The 20,507-nt window shown below is 32.6% G+C and carries 17 protein-coding genes and 1 pseudogene; 2 read left to right on the top strand and 16 right to left on the bottom strand.

The window, feature by feature from the left end; translation table 11 throughout:
* Positions 1 to 3: 3 nt before the first annotated feature.
* The gene (locus tag BGI23_RS08470) at positions 4 to 228 is read right to left on the bottom strand and encodes a flagellar motor switch protein FliN (protein WP_000775712.1); all 225 of its coding nucleotides are present in this window, start codon (positions 226 to 228) and stop codon (positions 4 to 6) included.
* An 83-nt stretch (positions 229 to 311) separates the two neighbouring features.
* Positions 312 to 599: pseudogene (locus BGI23_RS29050) on the bottom strand (lytic transglycosylase domain-containing protein); the annotation flags it as partial.
* A 733-nt stretch (positions 600 to 1,332) separates the two neighbouring features.
* Between BGI23_RS29050 and BGI23_RS08460 the strand changes: the two are divergent.
* Both BGI23_RS08460 and BGI23_RS08455 read left to right on the top strand, forming a co-directional pair.
* Positions 1,333 to 2,151, top strand: a complete 819-nt coding sequence (locus tag BGI23_RS08460) for a flagellin N-terminal helical domain-containing protein (RefSeq protein ID WP_048527168.1) — start codon at positions 1,333 to 1,335, stop codon at positions 2,149 to 2,151.
* 304 nt (positions 2,152 to 2,455) lie between these two features.
* Positions 2,456 to 4,888: a bifunctional glycosyltransferase/CDP-glycerol:glycerophosphate glycerophosphotransferase gene (locus BGI23_RS08455; protein ID WP_070805673.1), complete on the top strand. Its 2,433-nt coding sequence runs from the start codon at positions 2,456 to 2,458 to the stop codon at positions 4,886 to 4,888.
* Between the two features lie 297 nt (positions 4,889 to 5,185).
* On the opposite strand, the gene tagD is transcribed toward BGI23_RS08455, so the two are convergent.
* The 14 genes from tagD to fliF all read right to left on the bottom strand — a co-directional run bounded on the left by tagD (position 5,186) and on the right by fliF (position 20,496).
* A complete protein-coding gene (gene tagD, locus BGI23_RS08450) occupies positions 5,186 to 5,587 on the bottom strand; it encodes a glycerol-3-phosphate cytidylyltransferase (RefSeq protein ID WP_070805672.1) in 402 nt (133 codons plus the stop codon).
* Between the two features lie 83 nt (positions 5,588 to 5,670).
* A complete protein-coding gene (locus BGI23_RS27205; RefSeq protein WP_083322686.1) occupies positions 5,671 to 7,581 on the bottom strand; it encodes a tetratricopeptide repeat-containing glycosyltransferase family 2 protein in 1,911 nt (636 codons plus the stop codon).
* A gap of 994 nt (positions 7,582 to 8,575) precedes the next feature.
* Positions 8,576 to 9,523 carry a DNA-binding domain-containing protein gene (locus BGI23_RS08440; protein WP_070805671.1) on the bottom strand — a complete coding sequence of 316 codons (948 nt, stop codon included), beginning with the start codon at positions 9,521 to 9,523 and terminating at the stop codon, positions 8,576 to 8,578.
* A gap of 638 nt (positions 9,524 to 10,161) precedes the next feature.
* Positions 10,162 to 11,070, bottom strand: a complete 909-nt coding sequence (locus BGI23_RS08435; protein WP_000075958.1) for a chemotaxis protein — start codon at positions 11,068 to 11,070, stop codon at positions 10,162 to 10,164.
* Positions 11,071 to 11,198: 128 nt separating this feature from the next.
* A complete protein-coding gene (locus tag BGI23_RS08430; RefSeq protein ID WP_001994774.1) occupies positions 11,199 to 11,684 on the bottom strand; it encodes a hypothetical protein in 486 nt (161 codons plus the stop codon).
* A gap of 296 nt (positions 11,685 to 11,980) precedes the next feature.
* Complete coding sequence (locus BGI23_RS08425) at positions 11,981 to 12,319, bottom strand: DUF3964 family protein (protein ID WP_000213336.1); 339 nt, start codon at positions 12,317 to 12,319, stop codon at positions 11,981 to 11,983.
* A gap of 49 nt (positions 12,320 to 12,368) precedes the next feature.
* The gene (gene flgE / locus BGI23_RS08420) at positions 12,369 to 13,682 is read right to left on the bottom strand and encodes a flagellar hook protein FlgE (RefSeq protein WP_070805670.1); all 1,314 of its coding nucleotides are present in this window, start codon (positions 13,680 to 13,682) and stop codon (positions 12,369 to 12,371) included.
* 21 nt (positions 13,683 to 13,703) lie between these two features.
* Positions 13,704 to 14,276: a flagellar hook assembly protein FlgD gene (locus BGI23_RS08415; RefSeq protein WP_070805669.1), complete on the bottom strand. Its 573-nt coding sequence runs from the start codon at positions 14,274 to 14,276 to the stop codon at positions 13,704 to 13,706.
* Positions 14,277 to 14,279: 3 nt separating this feature from the next.
* The gene (locus BGI23_RS08410) at positions 14,280 to 15,395 is read right to left on the bottom strand and encodes a flagellar hook-length control protein FliK (protein WP_070807283.1); all 1,116 of its coding nucleotides are present in this window, start codon (positions 15,393 to 15,395) and stop codon (positions 14,280 to 14,282) included.
* A gap of 10 nt (positions 15,396 to 15,405) precedes the next feature.
* A complete protein-coding gene (locus BGI23_RS08405) occupies positions 15,406 to 15,816 on the bottom strand; it encodes a cytoplasmic protein (RefSeq protein WP_070805668.1) in 411 nt (136 codons plus the stop codon).
* Between the two features lie 116 nt (positions 15,817 to 15,932).
* Positions 15,933 to 17,237: a flagellar protein export ATPase FliI gene (gene fliI / locus BGI23_RS08400; RefSeq protein ID WP_001080946.1), complete on the bottom strand. Its 1,305-nt coding sequence runs from the start codon at positions 17,235 to 17,237 to the stop codon at positions 15,933 to 15,935.
* Complete coding sequence (locus BGI23_RS08395) at positions 17,234 to 17,917, bottom strand: FliH/SctL family protein (protein WP_070805667.1); 684 nt, start codon at positions 17,915 to 17,917, stop codon at positions 17,234 to 17,236. The genes fliI and BGI23_RS08395 overlap by 4 nt, the downstream gene beginning before the upstream one ends.
* A complete protein-coding gene (locus BGI23_RS08390) occupies positions 17,904 to 18,908 on the bottom strand; it encodes a flagellar motor switch protein FliG (RefSeq protein ID WP_000883362.1) in 1,005 nt (334 codons plus the stop codon). Before BGI23_RS08390 ends, BGI23_RS08395 begins: the two co-directional genes overlap by 14 nt.
* 13 nt (positions 18,909 to 18,921) lie before the next feature.
* On the bottom strand, positions 18,922 to 20,496 hold the full coding sequence (gene fliF / locus BGI23_RS08385) for a flagellar basal-body MS-ring/collar protein FliF (protein WP_070805666.1): 1,575 nt from the start codon (positions 20,494 to 20,496) through the stop codon (positions 18,922 to 18,924).
* Positions 20,497 to 20,507 lie beyond the last annotated feature (11 nt).

Genomic DNA, 20,507 nt, shown 5'->3' with positions numbered 1-20,507 from the left:
TCCCTACCTTTTCAATTCAACGATTTCAACGTACATCTTCCCGTTTTTCGTCAAAATCTTTCCGGTTCCAATCTCTTCATTCTCAAGCATAAGACGCACCGTATTTTTCGTTGAATTTTCAAGACGATACAATGTACCTTTCGTAATATGAAGCAAATCTTCAATTTTCTTTTTCGTATTTCCGATTTCAAAATAAATTGTTAACGGAATATCATCTTGTAATTTCAAATCTAGCCAACTCCCATATCATGTTCACGAAAATTTCATGTTCTCTCTATATATGAAACTTCTTATTTTGAAACGTCGATATTTAATATTTTTTTAATATATCCTTGCGTTTCTTTAAATGGAGGTACGCCTCCGTACTTTCTCACATTACCAGGACCTGCATTATAAGATGCAAGCGCTAATACGAGATCACCGTTATTTTTCTTCAAATAACCGCTTAACTCTTTCACACCGCCCTCAATACTTTCAGCTGGTGAAAATGGATTTTTTATACCCATCTCTTTCACATTCGCTGGCATAAGCTGCATAAGCCCCATCGCTCCTGCATGTGACACCGTTTTCGGATTAAAATCAGATTCTACTTCAATCATTTTTTGAATTAACGTTTTCGGAATTCCGTATGTATGACTTACACGATCTATAATATCCTCATACTTCCCTTCATTGGAAGAACGTATTTTTTGAATATTATACTTCTTCGTTAATCCCCACGTATCAGCAGCCTCATTTTTCGTTTCTGGGAAACGTCGTTCAAACTCTTTTTGTGCGACTTGCACTTCATCTACGTTCTTCGTTTCAGCCTTTTCTTCAGGCTTACTCGCTTCCTCTACGTTATTAATAGATTGTTCGGGTTTATTTACGACCGTTTCTATTTTCGTAGATTGTACCGGCTGACTCATATCCTCTACCTTTGCCGGCTGCGTAGTACCCTTCGTCTCCTTCGCAGGTTCACTCTGCAACTTTTCTTGAAAACGACTACTAACGAATGCTTGTGGACTACTTAGCTTTTGCTGAATTTGTCCTTTCTTATATGCAAGCACTTCTTTTACTATATTTCCAACTAACATAATATCACCTTTTCGGTAAACAAAGATAATCTAATATTAGAGTTTTTTTTTAAAGTTTGCAATAATCCTTTTAAATAATATTGTAATAAAAAAATGAATATATTGTTAAACTGTTATTTTTTTATATTTATTAATTCGAATTTTTAGTTGACACCCGCTATGACAGGGATTACAATAAATCTCGAAATTGATTTTTTGCATATTACCATTTTCCAATTTGCAGAAAAGTCAATATAAAAAAATGGGGGTTCTTAACATGAGAATTAATACAAACATTAACAGCATGCGTACACAAGAGTACATGCGCCAAAATCAAGACAAAATGAACACTTCTATGAATCGTTTATCTAGTGGTAAACGTATTAACAGTGCAGCTGACGATGCTGCCGGTTTAGCTATCGCTACTCGTATGCGTGCACGTGAAAGCGGATTAGGAAAAGCAGCTCAAAATACTCAAGACGGTATGTCATTAATTCGTACTGCAGAATCAGCTTTAAACTCTGTATCTAACATTTTAACACGTATGCGTGACCTTGCTGTTCAATCTTCAAGTGGTGCAAATAATTCAGATAACCAAGAAGCTCTACAAAAAGAATTTAAAGCTTTACAAGAACAAATCGATTACATTTCTAAAAACACAGAATTTAATGATCAAAAATTATTGAATGGTGCTACAACAAAAATTGCAATTGAGACACTTGATGGTACTTCGACTGCTCAGCAAATCAATATTGGACTGAAAAATTCTAGTACATCTGCTTTACAAATTAATTCATCTTCCATTTCGACTGCAGCTGGTGCATTAGCAGCTATTAGTAGCATTGATAAAGCTCTTAAAACTGTTGCTGGAGACCGTGCAGACCTTGGTGCTACATTAAATCGTTTAAACTTTAACGTAGAAAACTTAAACAACCAAGCTACAAACATGGCATCTTCTGCTTCTCAAATCGAGGATGCTGACATGGCGAAAGAAATGTCTGAGATGACTAAGTTCAAAATTTTAAACGAAGCTGGTATTAGCATGCTTTCTCAAGCAAACCAAACTCCACAAATGGTAAGTAAATTATTACAATAATCCATTTGCAAACATAATAAAAATACACCTTTCTATAAATTGAAAGGTGTATTTTTATATATGTAATGAAATAATACATTAAATTTATTATTGCTTGTTTAATAAAACCTAATTACGATAATATAAAAAGAAATATAACTTTATAATCCATTATATTATAAAATTACATTTTATAAACAACAAAAATCTAACTTATTTCAATCTTCATATAAACCAAATTTATACAGATTTTTATTAAAAATTTATCACAATAATATATTAGCTTATTAATCAATTTATAAATTTCACAATAGGAGCATTGTAGATGAAAACAAAAAAAATCAGTATTATTGTACCAATGTACAATGTAGAAGATTACATTGAACAAACTATTCATTCCTTATTAAATCAAACACATCAAAATATAGAAATTATCCTTGTAGATGATGCATCAACAGATCGCACAACCGAAATCTCCTCTTTATATGCTGCTAAATACAAAAACATTGTGCTATTAAAACAATTAGAAAATAAAGGGGTATCAGCTGCAAGAAATATTGGATTAAAATTAGCAAAAGGGGATTATATATCATTTGTTGATTCTGATGACATATTAACTCCCGATGCCTTAGAAATTATGTATCAAATCAGTGTGAAAAATGATGGAGATTTAATCATAGGTCACTACGAAACTTTTACAACTACAAATCTAATTTCTCAAAATTATAATAATGATTTTTCTAATCCACCTCAGGAATACCAATTGTTTGTTGATAAAAATCCTGAACTTTTTTCACACGTCTATAGCTGGGGGAAATTATATAAAAGAGAATTAATTAAAAATTTCTTTTTCCCTGAGCATCTTCCGTATGCTGAAGATCAACCTTTTTCTATTTATACATATCTAAACGCAAAAAAAATATATATTGTACCTTATACTACTTATTATTATAGAGCTCGTGAATATCAAATGACACAGGTTTCACTAAAAGAACCTATCATATACTTAAGATATTTGTTAGAGTCTTTCGAGATAAGTAAAAATTATTTTGAGGCCAGTATTCCTGATAAAACAAATAACGGCTTCATCGCTTATACGAAAAAGGTTATTGAGGAAAGCATGCGTCATATTTTTGAAGGTGCTATTTATTTACATAATTCGGAAACCCATCAAGAAATTATACTAATGCTATTAAATTGGATTAATACCCTAGACGATTCTCTCCTATTGAAATCTTCTAGTTTTCAGCGTACTTTTATTGATTCTGGTCAGAAGTACTTGTCACAGTTAGATACCAACAGTGCTCATACTTATATCACACTAGTAAAATTGATTAGAAATAAAATGCTTAATTCTTCTTTAAGAAATGAAGAGCAAAAACGCATGTTAACAGCTGAACAAAATACTATTTTAGATACAGCCTTAATGAAACTAGATACATTTCTAACTAAAAATCATCTAATAACTGACTTAAATCACTCTATCTGTTATCCTAAAGTCACTTTTTTAGATTTACCAAATAATTCTGCGAAAATGCAATTCCAATTAATACAACAGGGACAGGTTTCATTATACGAACTATTTTTAAATAAAAAGGATACACAATGGGTTCTTGAAAAGGTAGATTTCCGAGAAAAAATAGATTATCCTGAAATACATATCAAAAATTCCAGACCAAAAATTCTCCTCACTTATAGAAACTTTAGTGGTTGTAATACTTTAGCATTGTACAAATCTATACCAATTCAAATGAAAGACCATTTTGACATAGATTTCATTTCTGCCGATATTAATATAGAAGAGTATACTCAAAGGATCTTGGAAAGCGATATCGTAGTTACAACAAATATGGAGTATCGCTTTAATAAGAAGAGCTTTAATCCTAACCAAATTGTAATTGACTTGTGGCATGGTTTTCCATTAAAAAAAATGTTTTATGAAGACCATAGTTATCATAATAAGAATACTCTTGAACCTTACTGGAGCCAATTTAATTATATGACATCTTATTCAAGTCTATATAATCAACTAATCCATAAGTGTATGAGGGTAAATCCAAATTCATTCGTTATTACTGGATCTCCTCGTAATGATTTGCTTTTCAATAAAAATAGTCGGGAGATACTATGTGATATTTTAGAAAAAAAAGACAGGGGCCAAAAATTCATACTCTACATGCCAACATTTCGCTCTACAGATCAAAATGAAACAACTAATACTTATTCTCAACTATTTGATTTCAAAGATTTTTCTTTTGGAAATTTAACTACATTTTTAAAAGAAAATAATTATGAGTTGATTGTGAAACCACACCCGATATTTGGTCGTGAATATAAAGAAATTTTAAAAGATAATTCTCATATTTCTCTATTCCCATCAGAAAGATTAGAGACAAAAATGGTTGACCTTTATGAAATTCTGGGAGCAATTGATATTTTAATAACAGATTACTCTTCTATTTACTTTGATTATTTATTACTGGATAAACCGATTATATTTACACCTACTGATTTAGCGGATTATAGTATAGATCGTGGTTTTTTACTATCACCTTATGAAGAATGGACGCCAGGACCAAAGGTAGCTAGTCAACAAGAATTATTAGACGAAATAATTAATTATTCACAGGATAATGAGTACTTTAGAAATATGAGAAAGGTCATTAAAAATAAAGTACATTTTTATAAAGATAATAATTCTTCCGAACGGGTATGGAACTTCATTTCAAACTTAAAAAACTTAAGTGAAATATTTTAATACCTTTTTTCATAAAAACAATGAAAGGTTCAAAAGTAACTAACTTTTAAACCTTTCATTGTTATATACCTACAATCCTTAATTTTCAAAATATAAAAGACTCTTCTTTTTACAATCTTATATTCCTATTTCCAAACACTCTATATCTAAAAAAATTGAGAAAATATATCCCTTAGCCCAGCGTAACAAGGAGTTAAAAAATATAATATATTTCTCAAAACCTGTGTTTTAACAGCATTTTTTTATCTAAATACTCGTCCCACATTCAGATAACATCTATTAAATATTTTTCATAAATTAAATATATTTTAACATTATCTGTAAATCTTTTTTAATACCTGTTGTCGATATACCTTTTGTTCTCGATAAATACTTAACTTCGCAATAATTATCTAAGTAGTCAAACTTCCCTTTCCAATCATCACCCATGACAAAAATATCAATTTTATATTTTTGTATATCCTTTTTCTTCTGCTCCCAGTCCTCCTCTGGAATTACTTCATCTACATATTTAATCGCTTCTAACATGATTTTTCTTTTCTCATACTCAAAATAAGCTTTTTTATTTTTTAATTTATTAAATTCATCTGTAGATAAACCAACAATTAAATAATCACCAAGTTCTTTTGCACACTTCAATATATTTATATGACCAAAATGTAGTAAATCAAAAGTACCATATGTAATAACCTTTCTCATTTCTCTTCCTCTCTTCAGCTAGAACTTTATTGAATATAAGGTATCTTTTCACAAGATACCTTATATTTTCAAATCAACTCATCCTAGAAAGTTAACAATAATATTCTTTTTAACCAATTACTATCAGGGAACAATTTAACCGCCTTTGACATCAGATCCTCTGCATCTTCTTCCGATGTTTCTAAACTATATTTATAAAAACGGAAATCTTTCTTAAATTTATTTAGTGCCTCCACTGATATTCTATGTGCTTCTTCTTTATTTCCTATTTCTAGTAAATATTCAATAACATTCGCATAGCCTTGTTTTGTCACATGATTATCATCTGATATTTCATAAAAATCCATCGCTATATCCTCATATCCATTCTCATAAAATAAATCTGCAATTTTCGCATTAATATCCTTAGGAACTAATTTTTTTAATACAATTAGTTTCTCAACAAAATCTATATGCTTATAACAAAGTGCTCTTTTTAAAATGCTTAAATACTCTTCAGATTTAATCTTTGTAGAGTGGTTCAATTCAGTAAATAGCCCTTCAAATACATGCTTAAATTTAGATTCCGTTAACATAATTTCTATAAACTGATTTTGTGTAAGATCATATAATATACATAAATCAGCCAAATCAAACATCCCAATTTCGATACCTAATAATATATCTTTTTCTTCAAAAATCAATGATATATTATCTCTAAATGGATATTGAATCATTGTTGCTTTCAAATTAATTACTCTTATTAAATTTTCATTTCCCTTTTCTAACTCTCCAGCTAATTTCACCGCTAAGTCAGCATATCCTATACCTAACAGACACTTTATTATTTCCAAACGAATTGCATCTGCTTTAATAATATTATGGTTATTCAGAAAATCATATACTTCTTGTGCCTCATTGTATTCACTTAAAATCTCAACTATTTTAATAATTATATGAATTGATGTAGAATTTTCATTCAAAGCTTTTATATATGCTTGCAATGCCGCTTCAACATTTTTTTCAATTTGATAAATTCTGCCCAGACGCTCATACGGTAAAAAAGATTTACGATCATGGTGGTACACAATATTATTATATGAATCACTATTGGCTAAAATATCCTGATAAATTTCTTTTGCATCATCGAAACGTTTTTGTAGAAAATAGATATCGCCTTTTGCAAAAGTAAAATCAGGGGCTGATGGCCATAAAGTTTCAGTATCTTTAATAATCTTTAATGCCTCTTCATAACGCTTTAACTCTGTTAAACATTCTATGATAAAAAATAAACATGTACGTACCCATTCTTCTTCTATACTCTCCTTATGAGCATATGCCTTAACAAAATTATTTAATGCTTCACTTGTTTTTCTTAATCTGCGTAATTCCTGTCCATAATTAAAATATGAAAAACCTTTATTCTTCCCTGATTTTAGATCCTGCTTTACAATTTCCAAATTACGATTCTTTTTATCTTGTTTTTCAATCACATGCTCTAAATAACCATAATGATAGAGAGTCAGCGTTGAAAATGCAACATTTTGGCTTCCTGATACGGCTACCAATTGTTCATGAATTGGTCCTTTAAATTGAATTGTTCTATCATTTTTAAATATTCTCGCCATTTTATTTACTGTAGTACTCTGTCCTCCACGACCTAAAAAACTTATAATTTCTACAATATAAATATTATATTTATTACCATTTAACTTAATTTTTTTTATTACTTCTTCTATATTATCTTTTTCCACACACTCATCCGCATCAATTGCAAAAATCCACTCTCCACTCGCTTTAGAAGTTGCAAAATTACGAGCTGCAGCAAAATCATTTTCCCATTTAAAATCATATACTTTATTTGTAAACTCTTCTGCAATTTTTTTTGTATTATCTGTAGAACCAGTATCCACTACAATAATTTCATCTACACTTCCTTGTAAAGATTCTAAACATCTTCTTAACATATCTTCTTCATTTTTGACAATTAAACATGCTGATAAAAATTTTTTCATATGATTGATACTCCTTTATTCTTTTTATATAATCTTATAATCATTATATTACTATTTTATATATTTTTCTTATTTTTTTATTATATATTTTATGTTTATTCTCCTGAGAAACTCCATTCCCTGATTAAAAATAATTCTTCTCTTTACATTTAATATTCAGATAATTTTATAAAATGTTGTTTTTAAATTAAATTAAATTTAATCCAGAAAATTCTTCGCTTTTTTGTAATTGTATATATAATTCGATTTTCTTGCTATTAAAATAAGCTTGTATCAAATTATATATCACTTTTACATGCACCAATATCGAGAATATTTGTACTAGACAATACATGCCTGTTTTTAGTAGTAGTCTTTATATGAACTTATTAATCCCTTTTCTTATACACAATCTCAAAAAATATTTATTAAAGCTAATTCTTATAAGGACGGATGTAGTCAGTCCGTTTTATGTACTCTGGTTTCTATAGCTGTTACAACTTATCCTTCAATCCTACTATTCTTAATATAGTTTATTTTTATACTACCCCCTTTTATTTTTAAACTTAAGTTTCTTTTATCACTTTATGAATCCACTTCTTAATTACTCTTTAATTTTTAGGTTCTGTACTTTTCACTGACCATCTATAAAAAATATTTTCACCATGTAAAATAATCTAATCCAATTCTAACTCCTTTTTAATTTACCCACTTGAATGGAAAAATGTACAACACCCCTTTTTTATTTCAAAAATAAGAATGGGCTAAGAACATCTATTTTAATAACATTTTTATCTACCAATTCTTCTATAAACACGAGCGTGCTCCTTGCACTTTTTAAATAAGTCTTCTTATACCTCATTCTCTATTTGCACTAAAAAAATCACTTTAGTTTTATAAATATAATAGAAAACAATTCTTTACCTCGTAATAATTTATGAAAAAGTTCCACACAAAACAAAAGGGAAATACATATAAACTATGTATCTCCCTTTTATTTTGTACCCAAATTTTATTACTGCGTTACAGTCATAACCTGCCCACTACGATCAACCATAATTTTCATTTTACCGTCTTGTGCGTTATATAGCCCTAATTTATGCAAATCTTGTTTACATTCTTTTACGAAGAAAGGCAATGTGCGAATTTGATCGATATCAGAGCTCGTAATGAAATGAATTAAATGATGTGTCATTTCTTTTATATCATGAATAAGCTCTTCCTTTTCTCGCTTGATCCTTTCATTTTCAGCTCGTAATACATGTAATTCGCCTTCGAGACCACGAGCATTCTTTTCATCTTTTGAACGCTCTGCAGCCATGCTAGAAAGCTTATAGATTCCTTCCATAAACTGATGTAGTTCATGCTCTTTTCTTTCACTACAATGGCTTATCGTTTCAAAATTATCAACAATACCAGATATAACTGTTACAAGGCTTTTTTCATTCTCTGTATTTTGAACGTCTTCTCTTAACTCTTGCTTGTTTTCTTTTTTTATCTCAACAATCGGTTCTTTTACAGGTGTATATTTTCGCTTTCGTCCTGGTTTTTGTTTTTCAATATTTTCAAACGGTATTTCACATTTTTTTAATTTGTAATACGTATTTTGCAATTGACTTTCTGTTTTTGGGAAAAGATTTAGTTCTTTTTTACTAACGTATTTTGAAATATTAATAATGTTTAAACCGTGACGTTGGGAAAATTGATACACTTCATACAGTAACTCTAGCTCAGACTTCAGCCATGTAATCGCTGATTTTTCATATGCTCGCATCCCGCCATGTTTTTCTATATCTATTTGAAATAATACCATTCTATTATATAAATCAACTAGTTCTTCATATTTTACTTGGAATTGTTTTTCTATTTTTTTTAATTCCGCTTCTAGTTGCATATCGTTCATTTTATTATTTGACATGTTTTGTAAAAGATTTAATACATTGATTGCTGTGTGGTGATACATAATCTGTGTCACTCCCCCTCATCCTTTCACAATTCTCATCTGACTCCCATGTCTTCTCAGAAAATAGCAATTTTTTCATATCCATATTATAACATTTCAAAATTATCTGTCAAATAATAAACATACAAAAATGTATAGAATGTATAGAAATAGAAAAATTATTTTTAATTAATATGTATATTCACATATTAATTATATTATATGGTATTTCGGATATATTTTCACCGAAAAAGTTTGCGTTACTACGCAACCTTACTAGCATATTCCAAACATACACTCTCTTATATTTTCAAATAAACAAGCCCGCTATTTATTCATTAAACGAATTGAAAATCTCGAAGTAGAGACTATTCATACAGCCACAAACACTCCAGAAATGTTTAATCTTTCTATCTGTATAGTAAAGTATAAAATGCAAAAAAAGGAACTAGCCAGTACTACTTACACGTGGCTAATTCCCTACTCCCTACTAAAAAAATAGAGTTGTATATCAGTTCTCCAAACCCTCAATTAATGGTTCTTTTCTTCTACTGACCTAAAGCCACTTCATATCTCTGGTCTCACATGGCATGGGGCTCTATTAAGCACTGACCGCTCCACACATGGCTAGTTCCTCTATTCCAGCTAAAAAGAAGCTTTTAAAGCACTAACTTATCAACTAAACCAATTAACTCTTGAATATCTGGCTTGCTTACTTGCGCATTTGCTCCTACAGCTTCGCCTTTATGGAATAATTCATTTGTAATTAATGAAGAGAAAATAATGACCGGTAAACGATTCATTACTTCACTATCCTTAACAACTTTCGTTAAATGATGTCCATCCATTTTCGGCATTTCAATATCAGTAATTAGCAAGTGAATATGCTCAAACATTTTTTCCCCTTGCTCTTTCGCTAATTTTTCAATTTGTGCTAACGCTTCTGCACCATTGCTGAAGAAGTTCATTTTCGTATATCCAGCTGATGATAATGTTTCTTCTAATATTTGGCGAAGCATTGCTGAATCTTCTGCAATATAAATCACTTTTTCAGCTCGATCTGTTTTCTGTTCTAACCCTGCAAGTGATTTATTGTCATAACCAGTACCGCTAATTTCACATACAATTTTTTCATAATCTAATAGTAAAATAATTTGTCCATCTAGCTTTACAATACCAGATGTCGTTTCTTCTAGTCCCATAGATAATGAAGCTGGTTCATCAATTTGCTCCCAAGAAATACGTTGAATGCGATGCACTTCATCCACGCGGAAAATCACTTTCATTTGGTTTAATTCTGAAATGATAAATTTCGTTTGATCAAGTGGCTTTGTCGATTTTAAATTAAGAGCTGTCGCTAAATTAATAACAGGTAAAATTTCACCGCGTACTTGAACAACACCTTCAACTGCATGATGAGATTCTGGCACAGTTGTAACAGGGAATGGATTAATGATTTCACGTACTTTCATTACGTTAATACTAAATAGGTTTTCACCAACAGTATATGTAACAATCTCTAATTCATTTGTTCCGCTTTCTAATAAAATACTTTGTGCTTGTGACATAAAGGTGTCGCTCCCCTTTCATTATTTCCGTATATCTAATTATTAAGCTTTATTAAACCGAAAAAGTCAACTATCTATATAAAAAATATAGATAGTCGAACAATTCATTTCTTTATTTAAAAAGGCGATTACTCTTGTATAAACGAAGCAAGTGCTTCTAATAACACTTCTTGCGCTCCTACAATTTCTGTCGGCATCGCTTCCCATTTTTTCGAAAGCTCCGTTTCTACTCTTATTCTTAACTCTGTATTCATTACTTCTAGCACGTATTCTTTCGTTGCTATATCAACATCCAGTAGCGCAAGTGCATATAGTTCCGGATCATTTATTTTTTCAAATAATCGTTTTAATACTGCCGGTGCTATATGTTTTAATTTTTCAATATGAATTTCCTTATCCGAAAATAGTAACTCATATTGAATAAATGTAACATTTTCTTTAATCACTTTAAAATAGCAATTATTTTTTTTATCATTTACAAAATAACCGTTCGGATCTGCAATAATACTCTCTACTTTACGAATTAAATCCGGCAAACTACTCGCCGCCATAACAGTCCGCTGCTCAACCTCACTTGGCGAAATGAATGTAACGCGATACTTATTCTGCGCCATCCTCCTCACCTCTCCTTTTATAGAAATCTATCGTCACATACTATCCAGAGGGCACTGGTCTACTATGAAATGATTATCTCATCCCAACCATCCCAGTAGCTCTCATATCTATACTCTTACAACTACGTGCAAATCATGTCTGTTATCTATACTTCGATTAAATCTCCTCATATTACCCTAGTAACTCTACATATCTCTGGGCTTTTAAACACCGGTCGAGAATCTATTAGGCACTAACCGCTACCATATATCGCCGGGTCCTCTCTCAAAACCCAAAAAGGGCCTTTAAGGTCTTTTTAAGAGCTTTTCAACAACTCGATGTTATTGAACCAAAATGCAATCTGCTGATCCGTTATCCCTGATAGTGTAATAAAAAACTCACGGCACTTCATCTCATCCTTAAACAGTTGATACTTCCATTCTCCTTCGCTACCAACACTTACGAAATAAAACTCATGAATACGGCCAATGATTGATTGCTTTTCGCCAAATGAATATGGAGGTACTTGCTTAATTTCAAATTGATCAGGTAAATATATATGCTCTTCTCGTTCCATTTTTAACACTTGCTCAGCAAGTTCACGTTTATTTTCGAAAAAAGGCAATTGTAAAATTCGCTCTTGTCTTGTCGTCATACGAATAAAAAACCCTTTCTACTACATTACAATTTTACTTTATGATATATTATCGAATTAAGTTTACAACTTCATTTAATACTTCATCTGACACTTTAATTACTTTCGCATTTCCTTGGAATCCACGTTGATAAAGCATTAAATCAACAAATTCTACAGATAAATCTACGTTTGAACTTTCTTTTGCTGACCCTCGTACATTACCTGCACCATTCTCACCAGCAACACCTATTCCTGGAATACCCGCTGATGGTGTCGCAACGTAATTTCCATTCCCTGTTTTCATTAATCCACCTGAATTCGGGAATGTAGCTACAGCTAGTTGTCCTACAACTTTCATACTACCATCTGAATATTTCATCATAACGAAACCACCGTCAGAAATAGAGTAGTCATTTGCAATTGCAGCTGGGCGCCCCGTTACTTCTGTTGTAGAAATAGTTTTCCCTGTCGGATAATTTGTTAATCCGCTTAAATCAAGTGTTAGACCATTACCAAAAGGAATTTGAACAGATCCACCTTTAGTAATTTCTCCAGTTACTGGATCTTTTTGTACAACCTCATCTGTCTCCTTTAAATTTCCTAATGTATCAAATTTAAGATTTTTTTCGCCCGTCATGCCTTGGACAGGCTTAAATTCTTTTTCGTTTTTAGAATCATTCCTTACAGAAACTGTATATGTATATTCGCCTGGCACTGGCTTTTCAACTTCTTTACCATCTACATTCTCTTTTGTAGTCTTTTGCTTAATATTTACACGTAACGTTAACGAGTTTCCTTCCGCATCAAAAACTGTGAATTCGTGAGCTAATGCATTTTGGTTTCTAGGAAGGTTTCCACCTATTGTCGCTTTATCTGTTTGAATCCCACCAACAGCTGATCCCATCGGAATATGAATTGGGCTTGGTCGTGAAGAGAAATCTATTTCTTGTGTTCCTGTTTTCACACCATAACCTAGCACATACTGTCCACCTGTAGTTGTAACATAGTTATCTTTCGATACACCGAAAGACCCTTTTCTCGTATACTCTACATTTCCACCGTTACGATCACCAACTAAAAATAAACCGTTTCCTTCTATCGCTGTCTCCATCTTATCACTAGTTAAAGTAATAGAACCATCACTAAAATCTGTAGATGTCCCACTGAACTTTACACCGTTACCAATACTCTTTGGATTCGTACCAGCATAGGCACCATCACCACGTGAACCAACCGTATTATTATATAGCAAATCATCAAAAATAGCTTTTTGCTTTTTATATCCAACTGTTTGTGCATTTGCAATATTATTTGAAGTAACACTTAATGCATTTTGTGCTGCATTCATCCCTGTAATACTTGTATATAACGCTTTAATCATAACCTTTGTACACTCCTTTTATTAATCTGGCTTAACCTCTTCATTTTTTTCTATATCATCTTTCTTCTCATCTTCCGGATTAGTTTCTGTTATCGGTTTATCAGAAACCCTTTCTATGAAACGAAGTGAGACAACTTGATTATCAACAATAAGTTGCACATCGTTATTTTCCGCAAGTCGAACTGTTTCCACTTGACCAGTCACTTGCTTTCCATTATTGCTTACACCTCTAACGTACTTTCCTAAAAACTTCATCCCTCCATCAAGAGCCGTCGAATACATCGTTGATTGCAGTTTATCTACTGCTTTTGTCATATTCTGTACTTGCTCCATAAGCGATAGTTGTGCTGTTTGGTTCATCATTTGGTTCATATCCATCGCATTAAACGGGTCTTGATGTTGAAAGCTTGCTAAGAAAAGTTTCAGAAAATCATCTTTATCCATAATACCGGGTGTTTTTTGAGTACTTGCTGATACTCCGTTTGCTTGTTGAGCTGTCGACTGTGCACCAGTAACAGATGCGTTTTTTGTTTGTGCTCCTACTTGTAACGGAATATGATTTGTACTCGTTGTATTTAATCCAACTGTTGGCACACTTTATTCCTCCAATAATCCCGCAAATTCTTTTGCATGTTGTTTTTCATGTTTCGTACTTGCTAATTTTTGTTTTTGTCTTTGCTCTTGTTCTCGCTGTTCTTTTCGATTTTCATCTTTATCTGAATAGCTAATTTGAATGTTGATTTCTTTTTCTTTTAACTTCAATCTCAATTCATCAAAAATGATTTCAACCCGTTTTTTCGCATCGTGTTTTTCCATTTCTACGTGAACATCAATTTGATCTCCATGTTTTTTCATAAACACTGTTAATGTACCAAGTTTTTCTGGATTTAACTGAAACAAAACACGCTCTTGTTTCACTACAAATTTTTGCAACGCTTCTACTTGCGCTTCCATTTTCTTTCCTAAGTCAGGTAACGTAACTTTCTCAGCGCTACTATTTGATTTTCCTATTTGATCGGTACCCTTTGCTTTATTTAGTAACTCCGCACCCGTTGAACTCGAATCATTTAACACATCACCTTCCGGCAACTCTATCTTTACATCATCATCCTCGGCTTTCGAAAGATCTACCTCTAAGTCTTTGGACTCTTCTTGTTTCTTTGCGATATTACAAGTTTCTGTTTCTACTACTTTCAATACTTGCATCGTCTGCTCGGGCATCGTCACTTTATCTAATACCATTTGCATTGTATCTTCTAAACATATAGCATTTTTGATATTCATATTGGAAAGAAGTTCTTGTAATTGTTGTAATTCAGCTGCAGGTAATTCGTTAAGTTTTATATTTCCATATTCCTTATATAGCTCTTGTATTTTTTGTATGTATTGATATAACAATTCTGGCTGCACACGTAATTGCTCAATTGCAACCATTTGCTCAGATACAGCTAACAACAACTGTTCTGTCTCTTTTTTTTCTTCTTTCTTTACAATTGGCTCTTCTTTCGTTACTGATTGTTTAGAAAGAATATATTCTTTTTTTTCTTCTTTTGGTGCTTCTTCTCGTTTCATTTTCTCCGTTTTCGGCTGCTTTTTATTTTCCATTCTCATCGTACGATCGAATGAAGAATCTTCACTTTTTGATTGTACTTCTAGCCCTTTTTCTTTTTGCGGAGGTAAACTTTGTTGCACCGGTAATACAGACTGTATCACTACATTCACCTCATCCATTCATACACATTTTCAAATCAAGAAGCATTTTTTCTTCCTGCTTTTCTCGTACTTTTGCAAGCTTCTTACAATCTTCTTGATACATCTCATCAATGACACGTTCTTTTTCTTTTACTTGCTCTAAAAGGCTTTCATTTTTTTGAATAAAACCTTCTGTTTTTTTTATTTTTCGATTCCATTCTTCTATTCTTTCAGGTGAAAACGTATGTGAGGAAAGCATACCAGCCATTATATGCTGCCCAGTTTGTACGACTTTACTACGCGATTTTACTACATATAAATCATATTCTTTTTTTTGTTCTATTTTTCTTTTTTCAGCTGCTAATTCATACACTTCTTTCAAAATCTGTTCTTTTTCTTGATTTATTTGCAATTTTATCGTGTCATACTGCTGCTTATCCACCTGTTTTTATAGCCCCTTCCTATTATAACGCTCTCTTTTTCTATTATATAGTTTTTTTCCAAAAAAATCTGTGAAATATTAAAAAACAAAAAAATAAGACCTCTTGAGCAGAGGTCTTATACGATATGGTGCATCGCTTCAACAATATCATCAAATTGGAAACGATCTGATCGACCTTGTTTTAAAAACGTATTTATACCTTCTACTTTGTTTTTACATTCAAAAATATAAGCATTTTCTGCATTTTCTTGAATCGTCCCTAATTTAAAATACAATTCATTTTCTTTATAAACAGATAAGATTTTTCTCATTTCATTTGCAAGTTGCCAGTGATTTGGCGACACGATTTCTTCCATAATCCTACTTACTGAATCTAGCACTGAAATAGCAGGGTAATGACTGAGCGTTGCAAGTTCACGCTTTAATACAATATGTCCATCTAAAATACCACGTGCTAAATCTGGTACAGGTCCGTTTAAATCATCCCCATCAACGAGTACGGTATAAATACCTGTTATGGATCCCTTTTGTGTTTTCCCAGAGCGCTCTAATAGCTTCTTCATATAACTTTCCATTAAGAGTGTTTTACCACCAATCGGCAACTCTTTAACAGCAATATCAACACTTCTACGCGCGTCAGCAAAACGAGTAACAGAGTCCATCATAAGTAGTACGTTATTACCTTGATCACGGAAATATTCAGCAATAGATGTCGCAAGCTTCGCTGCACGAAGTTGCATTAGGTGACTTTCATCTGACGTCGCTACAACAACGACGCTTTTTCGCATTCCTTCTTCACCTAATTCTTTTCGAATAAAGTCTTTTACTTCTCGGCCACGTTCTCCTACTAAACTAATAACATTAATGTCTGCTTTTGCGTTTTTCGCAATCATTCCGAGTAAAGTAGATTTACCAACACCAGAACCTGCAAAGATACCAATTTTTTGACCGATGCCAATTGTTAACATGGAATCAATAGATTTGATTCCCGTTTCAAATACATCGGTAATTTCTTCACGTTCAAATGCATGAATAGGCGGGGCATCTAGTTTTATTTTTTGCAGTGGAATATTCTCTGCATCCTCATTTAGTACTTCGCCATTTGCACTTAACACTTTTCCGAGTAAATGATTGCCACGAGGTATAACAACATCTTCTGCAATTAATGTAACGGAATCTCCGTAACATACTTTTTCTGTCTGTTCAAACGGGAGTAACATGTTGTTCTCTTTTTCAATCGCAATCACTTCACATAAAACATTATGTTCTCCAACGAAACAAACATCTCCAATTTTCGCCTTTGGCCCTTTCGCTACGAAAAACTGTTCTTGTACACTATGAACTTTACCGACTTTCGTATAAAACGGCGTTTCAATAAACGTATTCCATTTTTGGTTTTCATTCATTAATAGTCGATTCATACATTTTGCTCCTCAAATAACTTCTCTTCTTCCCATTTCTGGCGAAGTTTCGCAAATATAGGTGCAAACTTAAATTCAAAAAACTCTTTCTCTTCTTCTAGAACAAATTCACCGAACTGTAAGGAGAAATCATATTTCCATTCTACTAATTGTAGTAACCAATACTCTTTCGTATTTTCCTTCTCTTCTTGAATACGTTCAAATGTTTCTGGATGTACAGTAATAACTAGTTTTTCAAACGAAGTAGGCAATGTTTGAACGATGCCAGTTAAAATTGGTAACACATCAAGTAAGCGCGAATCTACTGCTTGATTTACAATTTTTTCTGCTAGTTGAAAAGATTGATCCCATAATAATTCCGTCCATTCGTACGCTGTTTCTTGTTGTTCTTTTTGAAACTGCTGACGTGCCGATTCTATCTCTTTCATCTGCTGCTGAACATGCATTTGAAATTGTTCTTGATCATGCAATAACTGCTGACGCTCTCGTTCTAACATTTGCTGCTCTTGCCTTAGTTGATTCAGTTCAGTATGTAATGATTGTTGTTGTGCAAGAAGCTCTTCATGGTCCACCTGTATTTCTTCTACTTGAACTGGTATCGGTTTTGGAAATTGTAATTCATACGTTTCTTCAGAAAAAGAAACAGAATTCTTCGGAATTCTGTTTTTAAATAAGGACATCATCTTCACCTCTTTGAACGATAATTCTTCCTTCCTTCTCTAGCTTTTTCACTGTGCCTGTAATCGTTTGCTGTGCCTTTTCAGCATCCGTCATCTTAAGCGGTCCTAAGCCATCTAATTCTTCTAGAATCATCTCTTTACGGTTTGAAGACATACATGTAAATAATTTCTCTTTAATTTCTTCTTTTGCAATTTTAAGTGCTTTCGCAATAACACCATTATCTGTAATTTCCTCTAACACACGACGAAGTGCGAGATCTTCAAGTCCGAGTAAGTCTTCAAATACAAACATGTTTTCTTTAATTCTCTCAGATAACTCATAATCCATTTCATCCAGCTTTTGAAAGACTGTTTTTTCAACACCTCGTGAAACGTTATTTAAAATGTTTACTATTGTTTTCAAACCATCTGTTTTATTAATTGCATTAAACGCCATATTATTTAATTTTGATTTTAATAAATCCCCAATTTGATTTATTAATTCACCATCTACTTGCTCTAGCTTCGCAATCCCCATTACCGTTTCTACTCGCTTATGATCTGGTAATCTCTCAATTAATTGAGAAGCAAGCTGCGGTTTAATATAAGAAGCGATAATCGCAATCGTTTGTGGCGATTCATCATTAAGTACAGTAAGAAGTGGTTCTAAATCTGTAAGTGAATTTAAAAATTCAAACGGATTATCTTTGTTATACCAAAGATCTTCTAATAATTTTTCTAGTTCGTCTTCTGGCATATTTTTAAATATGCGACGAATATACTCTTTATCTGGAGTCACTAGGTTTAATTCTTTTACATTTAATTCATACAAGAACTCGCCTAGTACATTTTCTAACGTTTCCGGTTTATATACACGAAACTTCGCGATTTCACGAAGTAATACTTCTTTTTCCTCAGCCGTCATATATTCAATGACTTTTGCTGCCACCCCTTCTTCTAATGTACGAATAAGGATGGCAGCTTTTTCTTTGGAGGAGATTTCATCTAACATCGTTGTTCCTCCCTTACTGTCCATTTAACCATTTTTTAATTACTTTTGCAGTTCCTTCTACATGTTCTTTCGTAGCATCCTGCACTTGTTCATCTAACGTCGGTTCTTTCGGTTCTTCTGGTTCTGGTTTTGGCTCTGGTACTATTTTCTCTTCAGGAATTTCCATAATACTTTCATTACTTGCAGCAATTTCCTCTTCTGCTAAGTATTCTTCATATTCCTCTTCTTCTTTCTTTCTCTTACGTCTTGCTAATAAGAACCATACTAGACCACCAATCGCTAATAAACCAGCTGGAATTCCACCGAATAACCACCAGTTTATACCACTTTCTTCTGGTTCTTTCTTCTTCTCTTCTTTTGGCTGATCAAACTGAACAGTTACAACGTTAACTTGACCGTTTGTAAAGTTTCCATTCGGATCAACTTGAAGCCCAGCAGCTGTGCCGATCGCTTCTTTGAAAGTAGTCATATCTATTTTTCGTTTTACTAACGTATCGTTGTCTACCCATACTACAACATTTGTTTTCGTTAATTCTGGGTGTTTCTTAATTGTTTCAACTGTTTTATCTATTTCATAGTTTTCAATTTTGTTACCATTTTTATTATCGTAGACGATTTTACCATTTTGATTATTGTTCGTACCGTAGTTTGGTACTTCGCCGTTCGCTGTAATACCAGCGCCTTGCTTCGTCTCTGCTCCCTCTTGTGCAGTAGAGCTTTCTTCTTGCTCTTGTTTACTACGAAGCACACCTTTATCACCATACTTTTCTGACTGGCGTGTAACTTCATCATAGTTTACAGACACTTTCGTGTTCACTTTATATTCATTTGGTTTGAACATCGTCATTAACGTTGCATCAATATCTTGCTTTAATTTACCTTCAATTTGGTGCTGCATCTCTACTTCTTTCTCATAAGAAGAGGAACTACTAGAATGTGCTTCATCTGCCCCTTTTGAGATGACACCTTTTTTACTATCAATCACACTTACTTCTTCTGCTTTCACACCAGGAACTGCTGCACTAATCATTTGCTGTATACCCGCAACTTGATCAGCCGTTAATAGTTGGCCACGCTTCACACCAACCGTAATCGCCGCTGTTCCTTTTGCTTTTTCTTCATCAAAAATTGTCTCTTTTTCAGGTAATGTAATTTGAACATTTGCCGTTTCTACTGCTGCAAAGTTCCTTACAATATCTTGTTCTAATTGCTTTTTCGTACCGACAATTTGCTTCATTTTTTTATCTTGCTCACTTGAACCGAGCGAGCTTTCTAATAAAATTTCCTCACCGCTTTTTGAGTTAAACGGTAAGCCCATTCCATTCATTTCTTTTCGCACCCATGGAGCATCATTCTTTTGCACACGAATCGAACCATCGGCTGCTAATTGGTAATCGACACCTAGCTTCGATAATTCTGCTGTAATCTCTTGCTTATCTGCATCATTTAAATTTTGATATACAACAACATATTTATCTGGCAAGGTGAAGTATAAAAGTGCTCCTGTTACAATTGCTAAAAGCGCAGCACCAATGACTAACTTATGCCACGTTTTTAACGATTGGAAAACATTTTTTAACTTTTCCATTTAAACACACC

The sequence above is a fragment of the Bacillus sp. ABP14 genome (assembly GCF_001831375.1).
Classification (GTDB): Bacteria; Bacillota; Bacilli; order Bacillales; family Bacillaceae_G; genus Bacillus_A; species Bacillus_A paranthracis.
The sequence above is the reverse complement of the archived record's forward strand: the minus strand, read 5'-3'. Positions and strand labels throughout refer to the sequence as shown.

Bases quoted from the DNA above. Each gene is read 5' to 3' on its own strand.
- BGI23_RS08440 (WP_070805671.1), bottom strand. From the start codon at position 9,523: ATGTATCACCACACAGCAATCAATGTATTAAATCTTTTACAAAACATG.
- BGI23_RS08425 (WP_000213336.1), bottom strand. From the start codon at position 12,319: ATGACGACAAGACAAGAGCGAATTTTACAATTGCCTTTTTTCGAAAAT.
- flgE (WP_070805670.1), bottom strand. From the start codon at position 13,682: ATGATTAAAGCGTTATATACAAGTATTACAGGGATGAATGCAGCACAA.
- BGI23_RS08460 (WP_048527168.1), top strand. From the start codon at position 1,333: ATGAGAATTAATACAAACATTAACAGCATGCGTACACAAGAGTACATG.
- BGI23_RS08435 (WP_000075958.1), bottom strand. From the start codon at position 11,070: ATGTCACAAGCACAAAGTATTTTATTAGAAAGCGGAACAAATGAATTA.
- BGI23_RS08430 (WP_001994774.1), bottom strand. From the start codon at position 11,684: ATGGCGCAGAATAAGTATCGCGTTACATTCATTTCGCCAAGTGAGGTT.
- fliI (WP_001080946.1), bottom strand. From the start codon at position 17,237: ATGAATCGACTATTAATGAATGAAAACCAAAAATGGAATACGTTTATT.
- BGI23_RS27205 (WP_083322686.1), bottom strand. From the start codon at position 7,581: ATGAAAAAATTTTTATCAGCATGTTTAATTGTCAAAAATGAAGAAGAT.
- BGI23_RS08455 (WP_070805673.1), top strand. From the start codon at position 2,456: ATGAAAACAAAAAAAATCAGTATTATTGTACCAATGTACAATGTAGAA.
- fliF (WP_070805666.1), bottom strand. From the start codon at position 20,496: ATGGAAAAGTTAAAAAATGTTTTCCAATCGTTAAAAACGTGGCATAAG.
- BGI23_RS08390 (WP_000883362.1), bottom strand. From the start codon at position 18,908: ATGTTAGATGAAATCTCCTCCAAAGAAAAAGCTGCCATCCTTATTCGT.
- tagD (WP_070805672.1), bottom strand. From the start codon at position 5,587: ATGAGAAAGGTTATTACATATGGTACTTTTGATTTACTACATTTTGGT.
- BGI23_RS08395 (WP_070805667.1), bottom strand. From the start codon at position 17,917: ATGTCCTTATTTAAAAACAGAATTCCGAAGAATTCTGTTTCTTTTTCT.